General features: G+C 67.1%; 15 protein-coding genes and 1 tRNA gene. 5 read left to right on the top strand and 11 right to left on the bottom strand.

Translation table 11 applies throughout. From position 1 onward, the window contains the following. The first annotated feature begins 2 nt into the window (after nucleotides 1-2). Nucleotides 3-410: a carboxypeptidase-like regulatory domain-containing protein gene (locus tag GV161_RS08935; protein ID WP_152015047.1), complete on the top strand. Its 408-nt coding sequence runs from the start codon at nucleotides 3-5 to the stop codon at nucleotides 408-410. Nucleotides 411-631: 221 nt separating this feature from the next. On the opposite strand, the gene GV161_RS08930 is transcribed toward GV161_RS08935, so the two are convergent. The 8 genes from GV161_RS08930 to GV161_RS08895 all read right to left on the bottom strand — a co-directional run bounded on the left by GV161_RS08930 (nucleotide 632) and on the right by GV161_RS08895 (nucleotide 9,434). Then, nucleotides 632-1,507, bottom strand: coding sequence for an SMP-30/gluconolactonase/LRE family protein (locus GV161_RS08930; RefSeq protein WP_152015048.1), 876 nt, complete (start codon nucleotides 1,505-1,507; stop codon nucleotides 632-634). A gap of 4 nt (nucleotides 1,508-1,511) precedes the next feature. Continuing rightward, nucleotides 1,512-2,183: an SDR family oxidoreductase gene (locus tag GV161_RS08925; protein WP_152015049.1), complete on the bottom strand. Its 672-nt coding sequence runs from the start codon at nucleotides 2,181-2,183 to the stop codon at nucleotides 1,512-1,514. 9 nt (nucleotides 2,184-2,192) lie between these two features. After that, on the bottom strand, nucleotides 2,193-3,383 hold the full coding sequence (locus GV161_RS08920; RefSeq protein WP_152015050.1) for a Gfo/Idh/MocA family oxidoreductase: 1,191 nt from the start codon (nucleotides 3,381-3,383) through the stop codon (nucleotides 2,193-2,195). Further along, nucleotides 3,380-4,444 (bottom strand): sugar phosphate isomerase/epimerase family protein, encoded by a 1,065-nt coding sequence (locus GV161_RS08915; RefSeq protein WP_348521251.1) that lies wholly within the window; start codon nucleotides 4,442-4,444, stop codon nucleotides 3,380-3,382. Before GV161_RS08915 ends, GV161_RS08920 begins: the two co-directional genes overlap by 4 nt. A 92-nt stretch (nucleotides 4,445-4,536) precedes the next feature. Next, complete coding sequence (locus GV161_RS08910; RefSeq protein ID WP_244624120.1) at nucleotides 4,537-6,147, bottom strand: GMC family oxidoreductase N-terminal domain-containing protein; 1,611 nt, start codon at nucleotides 6,145-6,147, stop codon at nucleotides 4,537-4,539. Between the two features lie 330 nt (nucleotides 6,148-6,477). Then, a complete protein-coding gene (gene hpaD, locus GV161_RS08905; protein ID WP_152015052.1) occupies nucleotides 6,478-7,458 on the bottom strand; it encodes a 3,4-dihydroxyphenylacetate 2,3-dioxygenase in 981 nt (326 codons plus the stop codon). Between the two features lie 45 nt (nucleotides 7,459-7,503). Further along, on the bottom strand, nucleotides 7,504-9,042 hold the full coding sequence (gene hpaE / locus GV161_RS08900) for a 5-carboxymethyl-2-hydroxymuconate semialdehyde dehydrogenase (protein ID WP_152015053.1): 1,539 nt from the start codon (nucleotides 9,040-9,042) through the stop codon (nucleotides 7,504-7,506). Continuing rightward, entirely contained in the window at nucleotides 9,039-9,434 is a 396-nt protein-coding gene (locus GV161_RS08895) for a 5-carboxymethyl-2-hydroxymuconate isomerase (protein ID WP_159650144.1), read from the bottom strand. Before GV161_RS08895 ends, hpaE begins: the two co-directional genes overlap by 4 nt. A gap of 205 nt (nucleotides 9,435-9,639) precedes the next feature. On the opposite strand from GV161_RS08895, the gene hpaR reads away from it, so the two are divergent. Next, nucleotides 9,640-10,071, top strand: a complete 432-nt coding sequence (hpaR, locus tag GV161_RS08890; protein ID WP_152016191.1) for a homoprotocatechuate degradation operon regulator HpaR — start codon at nucleotides 9,640-9,642, stop codon at nucleotides 10,069-10,071. A gap of 260 nt (nucleotides 10,072-10,331) precedes the next feature. Here hpaR and GV161_RS08885 read toward each other — a convergent pair. Beyond that, nucleotides 10,332-10,418, bottom strand: a tRNA-Leu gene (locus tag GV161_RS08885). A 181-nt stretch (nucleotides 10,419-10,599) separates the two neighbouring features. On the opposite strand from GV161_RS08885, the gene GV161_RS08880 reads away from it, so the two are divergent. Further along, nucleotides 10,600-11,601, top strand: coding sequence for a complex I NDUFA9 subunit family protein (locus tag GV161_RS08880; protein WP_152015055.1), 1,002 nt, complete (start codon nucleotides 10,600-10,602; stop codon nucleotides 11,599-11,601). A 6-nt stretch (nucleotides 11,602-11,607) separates the two neighbouring features. Here GV161_RS08880 and GV161_RS08875 read toward each other — a convergent pair whose 3' ends face one another. Next, entirely contained in the window at nucleotides 11,608-12,597 is a 990-nt protein-coding gene (locus GV161_RS08875; RefSeq protein ID WP_152015056.1) for a zinc-binding dehydrogenase, read from the bottom strand. A gap of 102 nt (nucleotides 12,598-12,699) precedes the next feature. Here GV161_RS08875 and GV161_RS08870 point away from each other — a divergent pair, with 102 nt between their 5' ends. Continuing rightward, nucleotides 12,700-13,086, top strand: coding sequence for a helix-turn-helix domain-containing protein (locus tag GV161_RS08870; RefSeq protein WP_152015057.1), 387 nt, complete (start codon nucleotides 12,700-12,702; stop codon nucleotides 13,084-13,086). A gap of 138 nt (nucleotides 13,087-13,224) precedes the next feature. Here GV161_RS08870 and GV161_RS08865 read toward each other — a convergent pair whose 3' ends face one another. After that, nucleotides 13,225-14,220, bottom strand: coding sequence for a D-glycerate dehydrogenase (locus GV161_RS08865; protein ID WP_152015058.1), 996 nt, complete (start codon nucleotides 14,218-14,220; stop codon nucleotides 13,225-13,227). 307 nt (nucleotides 14,221-14,527) lie between these two features. Here GV161_RS08865 and GV161_RS08860 point away from each other — a divergent pair, with 307 nt between their 5' ends. Continuing rightward, the gene (locus GV161_RS08860) at nucleotides 14,528-14,998 is read left to right on the top strand and encodes an SH3 domain-containing protein (RefSeq protein WP_244624191.1); all 471 of its coding nucleotides are present in this window, start codon (nucleotides 14,528-14,530) and stop codon (nucleotides 14,996-14,998) included. The last annotated feature ends 94 nt before the right edge of the window (nucleotides 14,999-15,092 follow it).

The following is a 15,092-nucleotide window of genomic DNA, read 5'->3' as shown; positions in this document are numbered from 1 at the left end:
CGATGGAAGCTTACTCCAGCGGCCGGCCAAGTGGCTGGCGGAAGTGGCTGCTCAACCGCTTCGTCCTGGTCCCCGCCGCCATCCTCGCCGTCGCGGCCGCCTGGAACCTCTATGCCTCGACCCATGATGACGGGCTTGTGCTCGGGCAGGTGCTCGACGCGCAGGGCAAGCCGGTGGAAGGGGCCCAGGTCACGCTCTGGGTCTTCAGCTTCACCACCTTCGCCGAAAATCGCAGCGTGAAGACCGGAGCAGACGGCAGCTTCCGCATTACGGGAAACCCGTCGCACCATATCCAGCTCAGCGCGGTGAAGCCGGGCGTCGGCTCGTCCGAGCGCATCCCGATCCGGCTCTTCTTCCGTTCGCAGAACACGACGCTGGCGGCTCCGCTCGTCCTTTCGGGCAGAGGATGAGTCCTGGCAGCCGCCAAAACGAAGCGCCGTCCCTTTTGACCTATCAAGATGAAACGCGTGTCGTCCCGGGCGACCGCAGGGAGACCCGGGACCCATGCCTGAGCTTGTCCGATTGAGGCTCAGGCATGGGTCCCGGATCGGCGCCGCCGAAGGCGGCTTGTCCGGGACGACCCAGATTTTTGCGCCGACAACTCGGTCGGCCGATCTCGACGACTCCTGTATCACCCCGCGAACATCGGCTCCGGCAGGCCCTTCACGCCGAGGCCGTGAATGGCGAAGAGGTTCCCGGCCTGCGGCGTACGGGCTCGCTCCTCGTCGCTCAGCATTGAGGCGGCGCTGGTGACGTAGAGCACGTCGAGTCCGTCGCCGCCGAAAGTGCACATGGTCGGATGCTTGATCGGCATGTCGATCAGCCGGTCGAAACGCCCCTTCGGATCGACCCGGGCGATCTTGCCGCCATGCACCAGCGCGCACCAATAGAAGCCCTCAGCGTCGACCGTCGCGCCGTCGCAGCGTCCCTCGATCTCGCCGGTCGAGAAGAAGACGCGGCGGTTGGAGATCGCGCCGCTATCGATGTCGAAATCATAGGCGAAGACGGTCTCGGCCCGTGAGTCCGCGAAATACATGGTGCGGTCGTCGGGCGAGAAGGCGATGCCGTTGGAGACGATGAAGCCCTGGTCCATCTGGTGGGCGCTGAGATCGGGATCGAGGCGATAGAGCGCGCCATTCGGGTCCGTCAGCGCGCCGTCGCGCGAGCCGCACCAGAACCGGCCGCGTCTGTCGCATTTGCCGTCATTGAGGACGTTGGCCGGCTTCTCCGGTTCGGGATCGACCAGCGGCGTCACCGCGCCGGTTGCAAGATCGACCGTGGCGAAGCCGGTCTGCAGCGAGGCGATCAGCCCGCCGCTGCGCCGGATCGCGAAGGAGCCGACGATCGCCGGCATCGCCCAGGTGGCAAGCCCATTCGCCGGATGCCAGCGATGGATCGCCGGCCTGAGCGCATCGACGAAATAGAGCGCGCCTTCGCCGCCATGCCAGCACGGGCCTTCGCCGAGGGCGAAGGGGCCGGGCAGGACGGTCTCGATCTCGGGCTTCATGGTATCACCAGGGCAAAGGCTGATCGTGATAGGTCTGGAAGATGCCGGTGTGGTGCCGCCCGGCGCGATGGATCACGCCGCGCATGCCGGCGACGCTCTCCGCGACCGGCACGCGCCCGCCCGGTTCGGTCGCGGCCCAGCCCGGATGCAGGGCAATGACGCTGATATGGCGCGGTGCCAGGTCGACCGCGAGGCCTTTGACCACCATGTTCAGCCCCGCCTTGCTTGAGCGGTAGGCATAGGAGCCGCCGCTCTGGTTCAGCGCAATCGAGCCCATGCGGCTGGAGACGAAGGCCATCATCTTCAGTTCGCTCGCCGCGACGTTCTCGACCAGCGTCTCCACCAGCTTCATCGGGCCGATCAGATTGGTTTCGAGGATGCGCCGCCAATTGGCGTAGTCGGTCTCGCCGAAGGGCGGGTGCGGCCGGCCGATGCCGGCATTGTTGAGGAGGATGTCGACCGGCCGCCCGCCGAGCGAAGCAGCGAAGGCCGCAATGCCGGCATGGTCGGTCATGTCGAGTTTTTTGACCTCGACATCGCCTACAATCGCGCGGGTCTCGTGTGCGGTCTCTGGCGAAAGGCAGGTCGCGAAGACCTTGTGCCCCTCGGCCGCGTATTGCCGGGCGAACTCGACGCCGAGGCCGGTGTCGCACCCGGTGATGACGATCGTTGCCATGTTGCTCCGCTAGAGGCTGGATGCGAGGGGAGTGGAGGCGCCGCCGGCGGCAGAGCTTTCGAGACAGGCCATGACGAAGGCGAGGCCGGCGACGCCGTCCTCGATCGAGGGCGTCAGCCTGGCCATGTCGGTGGCGGGCCTGAGCCCGCGCCGCGCCAGGATGAGGTCGGCGAAGCCGATATAGAGATTGGCGATCGCCTCGATCAGCCCCTCGGGATGGCCGGGGCGCGACAGCCGGGTTGCATCCCGCGCCGCCGCAGAGAGGTCGGGCCGGCCGGCGCCGGTCACGACGATGTCGCCATTGAGCCGGCCCAGCAGCAGTTCATTGGGCGCGCCATGGCTCCAAGCGAGATAGCCGGTCTCTCCGAAAATTCGGATGGTGAAGAGGTTTGACGCGCCGGCCGCGGCATTGCTGAGCTCGATCCGGCCGCGGGCGCCGCCTGCCTGCCGGAAGCGGATCTGCGCGATGTCGTGGACCTTGCGGCCGGGCACCAGCGTGCCGACCTCGGCGGAAACGCTCGCCATCGGCTCGCCGGTGACGAAGCCGACGAGATGGTGGGCGTGGGTGCCGATATCGCCGAGGATGAGCGAGGGGCCGCTGATCTCGGGGTTGAGCCGCCAGCGCGCGGCGCCTTCCGGCGTCGCCTCGACCAGCGTCGCATTGCCGCCGGCGAGGTAGTCGATCTGAATGAGACGCACGGCGCCGATCTGCCCGGCCAGGATGCGCGCGCGCATCTCGCGCAGCATCGGATAGCCGGAATAGGTGTGTGTCAGCGCCACTGCGACGCCGCTCTCGCGCGCCAACGCGGCGAGCTCGCGCGCCTCGCCGAGATCGTTGCACAGCGGTTTCTCGACCATGACGTCGAGCCCGGCCGCGAAGGCCGCCTTGCAATAGGCGGTGTGGCTGTCGTTGGGGGTGATGATGGCGAGGGCCTCGACGCCGTCAGGGCGCGCCTTCTCCCGCGCCAGCAGTTCATCGAGCGAGCCATAGCAGCGCTCTTCGGCGAGGCCGATCGCGAGCCCTTCGCGACGGGAGCGCTCCGGCTTCGACGACATCATGCCGGCGACGAGGCTGAAGCGGCCGTCGAGCGCAGCCGCCATGCGATGCGCTGGGCCGATCATCGAGGGCGGGGCGCCGCCGAGAATGCCCAAGCGGATCGGCCGCCCGAGGGCGGTGAAGACGGGATTACCTTCGCTCATGGTTTCAGCCCCAGAATGCGGTCGAGCTCGTCAGGCGGCGCGGCGCGGCGCATGCCTGCGTCGAAGTCGCGCTGCGTGGTCTGGATGATGTGGTCGGCGATGAAGCGCGCCCCCTCGCGTGCGCCGTCGAAGGCGTTCTTCAGGCAGCACTCCCATTCGAGCACGGCCCAGCCGTCATAGCCGTAGCGGGTCAGGCTGCTGAAGATGCCGGCAAAGTCGATGTCGCCGTCGCCCGGGCTGCGGAAGCGGCCTGGGCGGTCGATCCAGTCGCCATAGCCGCCATAAACGCCGCGATCCGGGCTCGGGCGGAACTCGGCATCCTTGACATGGAAGGCGGCGATGCGGCTGTGCCAGCGGTCGATGAAGCCGAGATAGTCGAGATGCTGCAGCCTGAGATGGCTGGGGTCATAGAGCAGCCTGGCGCGAGGATGGTGGTCGACGCGGTCGAGGAAGACGGCAAACGTCGCGCCGTCATGCAGGTCCTGGCCCGGATGCAGCTCGAAGCAGATGTCGACATCGAGGCTGTCGGCGTAATCGAGCAGTGGGCGCCAGCGCGCCGCCAGCGCCGCAAAGCCGCGCTCGATCAGGCCGGGCGGGGCCGGCGGGTAGGGATAGAAGAACGGCCAGAGCAGGCTGCCCGAAAAGGTCGCGAGCTTGCCGGCGCCGATGCGGGCCGCGAGCGTGATGGCGCGCCGCAACTCCTGCTCGGCCCATTGTTGGCGCGCCGCCGGGCTGCCGCGCAGCTCGGCGGGCGCGAACGCGTCCATGACTCCGTCATAGGCCGGATGGACCGCCAGCAATTGGCCGGCGCGATGCGCCGCGATCTCGCTCACCACCAGGCCGTGGCGCTCGATGATCGCGCGCCAGTTGTCGATGTAACCGCTGTCTTCCAGGCGCTCAGTGTCGATGATCGCGCTGTCGTGGACCGGCACCTGCAGCGCCTTGAAGCCTTCCTGTATCGCGAAACGGGAAACGCCATCAATATTGGAAAAGAACGGAGCCGGGCCGAGATATTGGGCGATGAACAGGCTCGGGCCGCGAATTGCTTTCAACGGCGTCACACCCCGATGCCTCCATGCAGAGAAGGGATGATAGCGCTTACACTGAGCAGGGCAAGTGAGTTTACCGCCTCGCTACTCCGGGCGCAAAGCGGCTACGCACGCGAAGTCATGAGCTGCGCCGCCTTCTCGGCGATCATCACAGCCGGTGCGTGGGTGTTGCCCGAGACGATCGTCGGCATGATCGAGCAGTCGACGACGCGCAAGCCTTCGAGACCGTGCACGCGTAGCTCAGGATTGACCACCGCCATCGCATCGATGCCCATTTTCGCGGTTCCGACCGGATGGAAGATGGTGGTGGCGATGTCGCCTGCTGCCTGCGCAAGTTCGGCAGGCTCCTGAACGGCGATGCCGGGCTTGAGCTCTTCCGGCTTGAACGCCTGCATCCGCCCTGTCGCCATCAGGCGCCGCGCCGCCGTGATCGAGGCCGCGGCGACCTCACGATCGCTGTCGGCCGAGAGATAATTCGGCGCAATGTTCGGATGCGCGAAGGGATCCGCCGAGACGATCCGGACGTGGCCGCGCGAATCCGGCCTGAGATTGCAGACCGAGACCGTGATTGCCGGAAAGGCGTCGAGCGGCTGGCCGAAGCGCTCCAATGAGAGCGGCTGGACATGGAATTCGATGTTGGGCGTGGCGAAACGCTCATCTGAGCGCATGAAGATGCCGAGCTGGCTCGGCGCCATCGCCATCGGCCCCGAACGGCGCAGCGCATATTCGAGTGCGATGCCCGCCTTGCCCAACAGGCTCGCCTGGCGCTCGTTCAGCGTTCTCGCGCCCGTGATCCTGAAGACGGTGCGGATCTGGAGATGGTCTTGCAGGTTCTCGCCGACGCCGGGCAGTTCATGCCTGACATCGATGCCGTGCTGCGACAGCAGCGCGCCCGGCCCGACGCCGGAGAGCTGCAGCAATTGCGGCGTGCCGATCGCCCCCGCCGAGAGGATCAGCTCGCCGGCGGCGTCGAGCTGGACGGGCTCGCCCTTGAGACGCAGCTCGAGCCCGCTGGCGCGCTTGCCGGAGAAGACGATGCGCTCGGCCTGCGCCTGCGTCAGCACCGTCAGATTGCTGCGATTGCGCACCGGGCTCAGGAAGGCGCGCACCGCGTTGAAGCGGAAGCCGGCCTTCTGGTTCACCTCGAAATAGGCCGAGCCGAAATTGTCGCCGGCGTTGAAATCGTCGATCTTCGGCACGCCGATCTCCTCGGCGGCCTCGCGCACGGCATCGAGGATCGGCCAGGACAGGCGCTGGCGCTCGACCCGCAGCTCGCCTTCCTGGCCATGGAACGGTCCGGTCAGATTGTGATGCCGCTCGGATTTGCAGAACAGCGGCAGGACCTCGTCCCAGCCCCAGCCGGGATTGCCGAGCTGGCGCCAGCCGTCATAGTCGGCCGCCTGCCCGCGCATGTAGATCATGCCGTTGATCGACGAGCAGCCGCCGAGGACCTTGCCGCGCGGATAGGCGAGGACACGCCCGTTGAGGCCCTTTTCCTGCGCCGTGCTGTAACCCCAATCGGTTCTGGGGTTGCCCATGCAGTAGAGATAGCCGACCGGGATATGGATCCAGTGGTAATTATCCGAGCCGCCGGCCTCGAGCAGCAGCACGCGCTTGCGCGGATCGGCGCTGAGGCGGTTGGCGAGCACGCAGCCCGCCGAACCCGCGCCGACGATGACATAGTCCCAGGAACCGAGATGGCGACGGATGCTCAAGCGACCTCCGATCGACAATGCTGCCATTGCGCTGTGATCGTCGTAGCAAGATCGTCATGGAGCCGGTAGCGCGCATCGCTCAACGTTCCGTCTGGGCGAAAGCGCGCTGCGGACCTTGGGGCCGGTCTTCTCGCTCAACGAGCCGACGATCTGCCCGATCTTGTCGGGCTCGAGGGTGCTGAAGTCGGTCAGCCTCTCTTTCAGAGCCTCGGTCGGAGCCGGACAGCGCCGGTTCTCCTTCATGCCTATGTCAGCGGCCTGCTCGCGCAGACCCAGCCGTCAGCCGAATTGCGGGCAACTGCGTCCTCGATTGTCGGGTTCTTTCGCTGGTCAGGCTGCGATGATCGGAGACGCAGCATAGGCCGGCTGGCGCAAGGGTATGCCCTCGAAGACGGTCCCTTCCTCGAACCAGCTCTTCGGCGCGGGAGCGCCCCACAGGGTCTGGCGCTGCGGATCGCGCAGGTCCCAGCGGATCGGTTCGTGGTCGGGATCGATCGTCTGATAGTCCGAGCAATAGATCTCGATGCGATGGCCGTCGGGGTCGCGGACATAGAGGAAGAAGGCGTTGGAGATGCCGTGGCGACCCGGGCCGCGCTCGATATTGCCGACATAGCCGGTGGTCGCCATCAGATCGAGCAGATCGATGATGCTGAGCGGCGTCGGCACCCAGAAGGCGACATGGTGCAGGCGCGGCCCGATGCCATGGGTGAAGGCCATGTCGTGGACGCCGCCCTTGCGATGCATCCAGGCGGCCCAGAGCCGGCTCCGGTCCTCGTTCTCGGTGTATTCGGTCACCCGGAAGCCGATCTCGTTGTAGAACGCGACCGAGGCGTCGACATCGTCCGAGAAGCAATTGAAATGGTCGATGCGCAGGGGCTTCACCCCCTTGTAGAGCGCGTATTTCTGGTGGACCGACGGCAGCTTGTCCATGCGGAAGTAGAATTCCAGCGGTACGCCAAGCGGATCGGCCGTGCGCAGGGTCCGCCCCTGATAGGGCTCCTCGACGAACTCGGCTTTGAGGCCTTTGGCCCGGAAGAAGTGCTGGGCTTTGTCGAGGTCTTCCTCGGAGAAGACCTTGAAGCCGAGATGACGGGCGCTGGGCTCGGCCGCCTTCTCAAGGACGATGCAGTGATGGCCGCGCTCCTCCATCGCCCGGAAATAGAGCCGTTCCGGCGTCTCCTGCGTGAGCTGCAGGCCGAGCGTATCGCCCCAGAACGCCTTGGCGGCGGCAAGGTCACACACCGTCAGCACGACATGGTTCAGCCGCACGACGTGAAAGGGCGGGTTGAGGACGCTGGACGGGACGGGCATGGTTCCTCCTGGAGATCGTTCTTTGCTGTTTTCTTGGCCGCAGCGTCAGGCTCCCAGCCGCGGCACCTGGTGGGTATCGAAGGCCACGGCGACGTTCTTCGTCTCCATGTAGAAGTCGAAGGAATAGTCGCCGCCATCGCGGCCGATGCCGGATGACTTCACTCCGCCGAACGGCGTCGGCAGATGGCGGACATTCTCCGAGTTGACCCAGATCATCCCGGCTTCGAGATCGCGTGCGACGCGATGGGCGCGGCCGACATCACGGGTCCAGATATAGCCGGCGAGCCCGTACTGGACGTCGTTGGCGATGGCGATCGCCTCGGCCTCGTCCTCGAATGGGATCATGGTCAGCACCGGCCCGAAGATCTCCTCCTGCGCGATCCGCATGCCGTTGCCGGCATTAAGATAGAGCGTCGGCTCGACATAGTTGCCGGCGCCGTCCAGCGCGCGGCCGCCGCCGCACGCGATGCGGGCACCCTCCCCCTTCGCCAGAGCGGGATAGGACAGCACCTTGTCGGCATGGCGGGGATGGATCAGCGGCCCGATCTCGGTCACCGGATCGAGCGGATGCCCGACGCGCAGGCGCTTTACCCGCTCACTGACCTTGGCGGAGAAGGCGTCGTAGATCGAACGCTGGACGAGCGCACGTGAGGACGAGGTGCAGCGCTCGCCATTGAGCGAGTAGATCATGAACAGGACGGCATCGAGGGCACGGTCGAGATCGGCATCCTCGAACACGATCACCGGGTTCTTGCCACCGAGCTCGAAATGGACGCGCTTCAGCGTCTCCGCCCCCTGACGCATGATGTGCTGGCCGGTCGTCGTCTCGCCGACGAAGGCGACCGCCTTGATGTCCGGGTGCTCGGTCAGCGCCTTGCCGGCGCTCTCGCCGAGACCATGGACGACGTTGACCACGCCGGCCGGAAAGCCATGGGCGCGGATGGTCTCGTCCATGATCTCGCCGAGCAGCGTGGCTGACAGCGGCGACCACTCGGCCGGCTTGTGGACGACCGTGCAGCCGGCGGCGAGCGCCGGCGCGATCTTCCAGGTCGAGAGCATGAACGGCGTGTTCCAGGGCGTGATCACGCCCACCGGGCCGATCGGCTGGCGCAGCGTGTAGTTGATATGGCCCTCATCCGGCAGCGACAGGCCGTTGCCGGCTTCCGGCGCGCGGTCGGCATAGAAGCGGAAATTCTCGGCCCCGCGCAGCGCCGCCTTCGCCATGAAGCGGATGGCCTGGCCGCTGTCGCTGCTCTCGACCAGAGCGATCTCCTCCGCCCGCGCCTCGATCGCATCGGCGATCGCGTGCAGTACGGCGCGGCGCTTGGCGCCCGAGGCGTTCTTCCAGGCGGGGAATGCCTTGCGTGCTGCTGCTGCGGCGCGATCGATTTCCGCCCTGTCGCCGGCGGCAACGATGGCCTGACGCTCGTTGGTGGTCGGATCGAGCGTCTCGAAGGTCGCGCCAGAAGCCGAGAGAACGGTCTCGCCGGCGATCAGATGCGGCACGGTCCCGCGCGTGAAGCGCGCCATTGCCTGGCTCGCCTTTGCGAGGTTGGCGGTGAGCTTGGTGTCGGTCGCGGTCATGGCTTCGCCCTCGCTTTCAGGCGGTGGTGCAGGTTGTTGGTCTTCAGCGACGCGGTTCCGTCGATCTCGGCGACATCGAGGCTGAGCGCGAGGCCACGGCGCTGGAACGTTTTGGCGGTCTCGCGTTCGAGTACCGCCATCAGGACATCGGCGACGCGCCGGCGGGTCGCGGCGTCGCGCCCCTCGCCGATCCGCACGCTCACGGCGATGAAGATGTGATCGGGGTCGCCATCGGCGATCCGATAGAGTTCCCGCCGCTCGGCGCGGGTCCTGAGGCCGGCCAGCGGGAAGACGCCGGTCTCCAGCGCGGCGGCGTGCAACGCCTCGACCAGCCGCATCGGGGCGAGCTCGTCCTCCAGATTGGCGGAGTATTCGATGACGATATGGGGCAAGCGCACCTCCCAATGCCCAAATTAGATAACATGTTAAATTAATGCACGCAAGCGCGGTTCGACTGCGTTTGGCGTGGACCGTCGGGCGGGCTAGGGTGCCGGCGACTCACGCTGGATTTCAGGTTTGACCGACGACAAGACCGCAGGCGCCAGCAGCCCCGCCGCGACCCGGCTCAGGCTGCGCCACTTCTCCAAGTCGCTGCCGATGTCGCTGCTGCGGGCGCGCGAATCGGTCATGCGGCATTTCCGCAAGTCGCTGCGCGAATTCGGCGTCACTGAGCAGCAATGGCGCGTGCTGCGCGCGCTCAGCACCAAGCCGCAGATGGAGGTGGCGGAGCTGGCGCGGGCGACCTTCCTGCTCGGCCCCAGCCTGTCGCGGATCCTTGTCGATCTCGACCAGCGCGGCCTGATCCGGCGCGAGCCCGATCCGGCCGATCTGCGCCGCTGGATGATCTCACTCAGCCCCTCCGGTACCGAGTTGATCGACACTGTCACGCCGGTGTCGGAAGCGATCTACCGCGAGATCAGCCAGCGTTTCGGCGAGGACAGGCTCGGCCAGCTGCAGGACCTGCTCGCCGAGCTCGAGGAGGCCATGGCCGGCATCGGCAATGACGGGCCGGACGCGCCAGCCGATTGACAGGCTGGGCTGCCAAGGCATCCGCTGCCTGACGATATGGGTTTGCGGATACCCTCCGCCGATCCATGTCGGCGGCCTAGCCGGCCGCCATTGGAGGCGTCGGCGGGAAGCTGGAGAAAGCTGTGATCGGAGCGCCTATCAGGGCAATGCGGCCCAAGGCGAACTGCGCCGCCCGGCTACACCGGGCGGGCGGCAGCTCATCGACGATGCGGAAGGAAACATCTTCCGTCTCAAGGGCTTGGTAGAACCCTCGAGAAAAATGGTGCCCAGGAGAGGACTCGAACCTCCACGCCCTTGCGAGCGCCAGCACCTGAAGCTGGTGCGTCTACCAATTCCGCCACCTGGGCAACGGCGGTTCGTTTACGGGGGCCGAACGCACCTGTCAACGGGCGAAGCCGGCTTTTTGACAATAGTGCATCGGCCGCGCTGCGGGCGGCGTCGCGCCGCCTTCACAGCCGCGCTGCGATGAACTAGGACAGGCATAATAGAGCCAGTTTTCAGCGCTTCCAAACGGAGCTTCGCGTCACCATGACGGTCCTGCCTCCCGCTTCGCAACTCGTCACGGTCTTCGGCGGCTCGGGCTTCCTCGGGCGCCATGTCGTGCGGGCGCTGGCGCGGCGCGGTTATCGCGTGCGCGCCGCGGTGCGCCGCCCGGACCTCGCCGGCTTCCTGCAGCCGCTCGGCATCGTCGGCCAGGTCACCGCGGTCCAGGCCAATCTGCGCTATCCCGATTCGGTCGCGGCCGCCGTCAAGGGAGCCGACGCGGTGATCAACCTCGTGGGCATCATGCGCGAGAAGGGCCGGCAGAATTTCTCCTCGGTGCAGGCGCAGGGCGCCCGCACGGTCGCGCAGGCCTGCGCGCAGTTCGGCGTCGACCGGCTGATCCAGGTCTCGGCGCTCGGTGCCGACGCTGAATCGACATCCGCCTATGCCCGCAGCAAGGCGGAGGGCGAGGGGGCCGCCCATGCCCTGGTCAAGCAGGCGATCGTGCTGCGCCCCTCGGTGATGTTCGGGCCGGAGGACACCTTCTTCAACCGCTTCGCCTCGCTGGTGCGCATGCTGCCGGTGCTGCCGCTCGCCGGTGCCGAGACGAAGTTCCAGCCGGTCTTCGTCGGCGACGTCGCCGAGGCGATCGCGCTCGCCGTCGACGGCAAGGTCGAGGCCGGCAAGGCCTACGAGCTCGGCGGTCCCGAGGTGAAGACGCTGCGCGAGTTGGTCGACTATGTCTGCGAGGTCACCGGCCGCAAGCGCCTGATCGCGCCGATGCCCTTCGGCCTCGCCCGCCTGCAGGGCCAGGTCCTCGAACTCGCCGACATGCTGACGCTTGGTCTGCTGCCGAACGAACTCATCCTGACGCGCGACCAGGTCAACCTGCTCGGGAGCGACAATGTCGTCTCGACGACGGCGGAGAAGGAAGGCCGCACCTTGCACGGGCTCGGCATCACGCCGGTCTCGGCCGAGGCCGAGGTGCCCGGCTATCTCTGGCGCTTCCGCAAGTCCGGCCAGTTCGCCACCGCCCGCGCCAGCTGAGCCCCGTCAGGGCAGCAGCACCAGCTTGCCGGCGGTTTGCCGGCTTTCCAGCGCTGCATGAGCGGCGCTCGCCTGTGCCAGCGGAAAGCTTTGGCCAGGCAGCAGCCTCAGCTCGCCCGAGATCGTCAGCCTGAACAGCTCGCCGAGCTCGCTTGCGAGGCGCTCGGGCGCCAGATGGGGCAGCAGCGAGAAGCCGGCGATCGTCCGGTTGCCGAAGATCAGGGCCTTCAGTGCCTCGGCATCCGGCCGGAAGTCGGCGAGCGACAGCGGACCGTAGAGCACGAGCCGGCCGAACGGCGCGAGCAAGGCGAGGCATTGCGCCGGGATGTTGCCGCCGGATGCGTCGAAGACCAGATCGGGACCCGCACCGTCGGTCAGGGCGCGGACCTGCTCGGGCCAATCGGCTTTCGTATAGTCGACGCCGGCATCGGCCCCGAGTTCCTGCGCCAGCGCCAATTTCTCGGCCGAGCTCGCCATGGCGATGACCCGCCTGGCGCCGCCACGCTTGGCCAGCTGGACCACCAAGCTGCCGACGCCGCCGGCCGCGGCGCTGATCAGGACAGTCTTCCCCGCCGCCGGGTGGCTGCGCAGCAGATGCAGCGCGGTCAGCCCCTGGACCTGCAGCGCCGTGGCGGCCGCAAAGGAGATCTCGTTCGGCAGGCGCACGACCACGTCGGCGCGGATCGCGACCTGTTCGGCATAGCCGCCGCTCGGCACGCCGGCGACATAGAGCGCAGCGGCGACGCGGTCGCCGACCGAGAGGCTGGTGACGCCTTCGCCGAGCGCGGCGATCGTGCCGGCGATCTCGACGCCGGGAATGAAGGGCAGCGGCGGCGTCACCGCATAACGGTCCTGCCGCATCATCACCTCGAAGAAGTTGACGCCGACGGCGCCGACCGTGATCAGCACCTCGCCGGGACCGGGCGAGGGCGCCGCGATCTCGACGATCTCGAGCACGTCGGGGCCACCGAAGCGGCTGTACTGGATGGCTTTCATGGCAGGCCTCACGCGAAGGGGATGAGCGTGGGCTGCGTTCTGGGCTAGGATGCCGGCCGGTGACTACACACCGATTTGTTTGCAGCAGACAAAGAGGTGAGCATGGCCGATCCGATGAAGCGCCTGCCGATGCTGCCGGTCGAGCGGGCGCTCAAGGTGATCTCCGGCCGCTGGAAGGCGGTGATCCTGTACCAGCTCTTCGACGGCCCCAAGCGCCTTTCGGAGCTGCAGAAGCGCATTCCGCCGATCACCCAGAAGGTGCTGATCCAGCAATTGCGCGAGATGGAGGAGCACGGGCTCGTCAGCCGCGAAGTCTTCGCGCAGGTGCCGATACGCGTCGATTATACGGCGACGCCACTCGGCCAGAGCCTCGCCCCGGTGATCGCGACCCTGTGCGACTGGGGCCGCCGCCATGCAGCCGATCTTGGCGAGCTCGATGCCCTGTCGGAATGCCGCTACCGCCCCGGAGCGCGGTCCGAGGCGGCGTGAACGATGATTTGGTTGCGAGCCAGACGTCGCCGGGGCGAGTCGACTGGCGCGGCCTCGAGAACCGGAGCGGAGCGTACATCAGTACGTGAGCACCGGAAGCGCAGACGGTCGCGTCAGGCGGCCGTCCCGGTAGACGTCTCAGAGCATGCTGGGCAGGACGCGATCCGGCGGCTTATGCCCGTCCATGAAGGTCTTGATGTTGACGATGACCTTCTCGCCCATGTCGGCGCGGCCCTCATGGGTGGCCGAGCCCATATGCGGCAGCACGACGACACGGTGCTGGCGGGCGAGCTTGAGCAGGCGCGGGTTGACCGCCGGCTCGTGCTCGAACACGTCGAGGCCGGCGCCGGCGAGTTCGCCGGCTTCCAGCATGCGCGACAGCGCGGATTCGTCGACGATCTCGCCGCGCGCCGTGTTCACCAGGATGGCGTCGGGCTTCATCAGCTTGAGCCGGCGGGCCGAGAGCAGATGATAGGTCGCCGGCGTGTGCGGGCAGTTGACCGAGACGACGTCCATGCGCGCCAGCATCTGGTCGAGCGAATCCCAGTAGGTCGCGTCGAGCGCTTCCTCGATGCGCGAGTCGAGCCGGCGGCGGTTGTGGTAGTGGATCGAGAGGCCGAAGGCGGCGGCGCGCTTGGCCAGCGCCTGGCCGATCCGGCCCATGCCGACGATGCCGAGGCGCTTGCCGGTGATGCGGCGCCCCAGCATCCAGTTCGGCGACCAGCCGGCCCATTCGTCGTCGGTGATGATGCGGGCGCCCTCGGCGATACGCCGGGCGACGGCGAGGATCAGCGCCATCGTCATGTCGGCGGTGTCGTCTGTCAGCACACCCGGCGTGTTGGTCACGGTGATGCCGCGCTGCACCGCGCTGGCGACGTCGATATTGTCGACGCCGTTGCCGAAATTGGCGATCAGGCGCAATTGCTCGCCGGCCTGGGCGATCAGCCCGGCGTCGATCTTGTCGGTCACGGTCGGGACCAGCACGTCGGCGGTCTTCATCGCCTCGACCAAAGCGGCCTGGCTCATCGGCGTGTCGTCGAGATTGAGTCTGGCGTCGAAGAGCTCACGCATGCGCGTCTCGACCACGGCTGGCAGCTTGCGCGTAACGACGACCAGGGGCTTTTTCTTCGTCATGGCGGCTCCTTGATGCCCCTCAGGCTCCGATACTGCCGGCGCTGCGCCCGGCCGGGCGCGACCAGTGGCCGCAGCGTCGCCATTCCGCCTCAACCCCCCATTAACCGAGGCGCATCAGGAATTGAGTCGGGCCGTTTCGACGGTCGGCAGCCGTTTCGTTCTCTAGCAGCGTTGCGGCGGAACACAACCTGACCCTTCGGCGCTAATGCGCCGGAAGCGGGGCAGGCGAGGAGTGGGTAGGATGACGGTTCAGACGATGCGCAGTGCGCTCGGCCTTCTGGTTGCGGTGGGCCTGGCCCTGCTGGCGATGCCGGGCTCGGCCCAGGAGGTCGCCAACGGCCCGGTCTCCGGCCTGCCGCTGCCGCGCTATGTCAGCCTGAAGTCGGACCGGGTCAATCTGCGCGAGGGGCCGTCGAAGGAGCATCGCACCAGCTGGGTGTTCCAGCGCGCCGGCCTGCCGGTCGAGATCACCGCCGAATTCGAGACCTGGCGCCGCGTTCGCGATGCGGATGGCACCGAGGGCTGGGTGCTGCACAGCCTGCTCTCGGGGCGTCGCACCGTGCTGGTCTCGCCCTGGTCGAAGAACAAGAGCGAGACCTTCTCGCTGCGCGAGACGACCAGCGAGAGCGCGCCGGTGGTGGCGACCCTCGAGCCCGGCGTCATCGCCAATGTGCAGTCATGCCAGAATGCCTGGTGCCGCGTCACGGTGAGCAAGATGTCCGGCTATATCAAGCAGGACCGGCTCTGGGGCGTCTATCCCAACGAAACGGTGCAGTAGGGGCTGTGATTTAAAGTACGCGGGTCGTCCCGGGCGACCGTATGGAGACCCGGGACCCATTCCGGAACCTCTATCGGAAAGGCTCCGGAATGGA

This window comes from Bosea sp. 29B (genome assembly GCF_902506165.1).
In the GTDB taxonomy this organism is placed as follows: Bacteria; Pseudomonadota; Alphaproteobacteria; order Rhizobiales; family Beijerinckiaceae; genus Allobosea.
The sequence above is the reverse complement of the archived record's forward strand: the minus strand, read 5'-3'. Positions and strand labels throughout refer to the sequence as shown.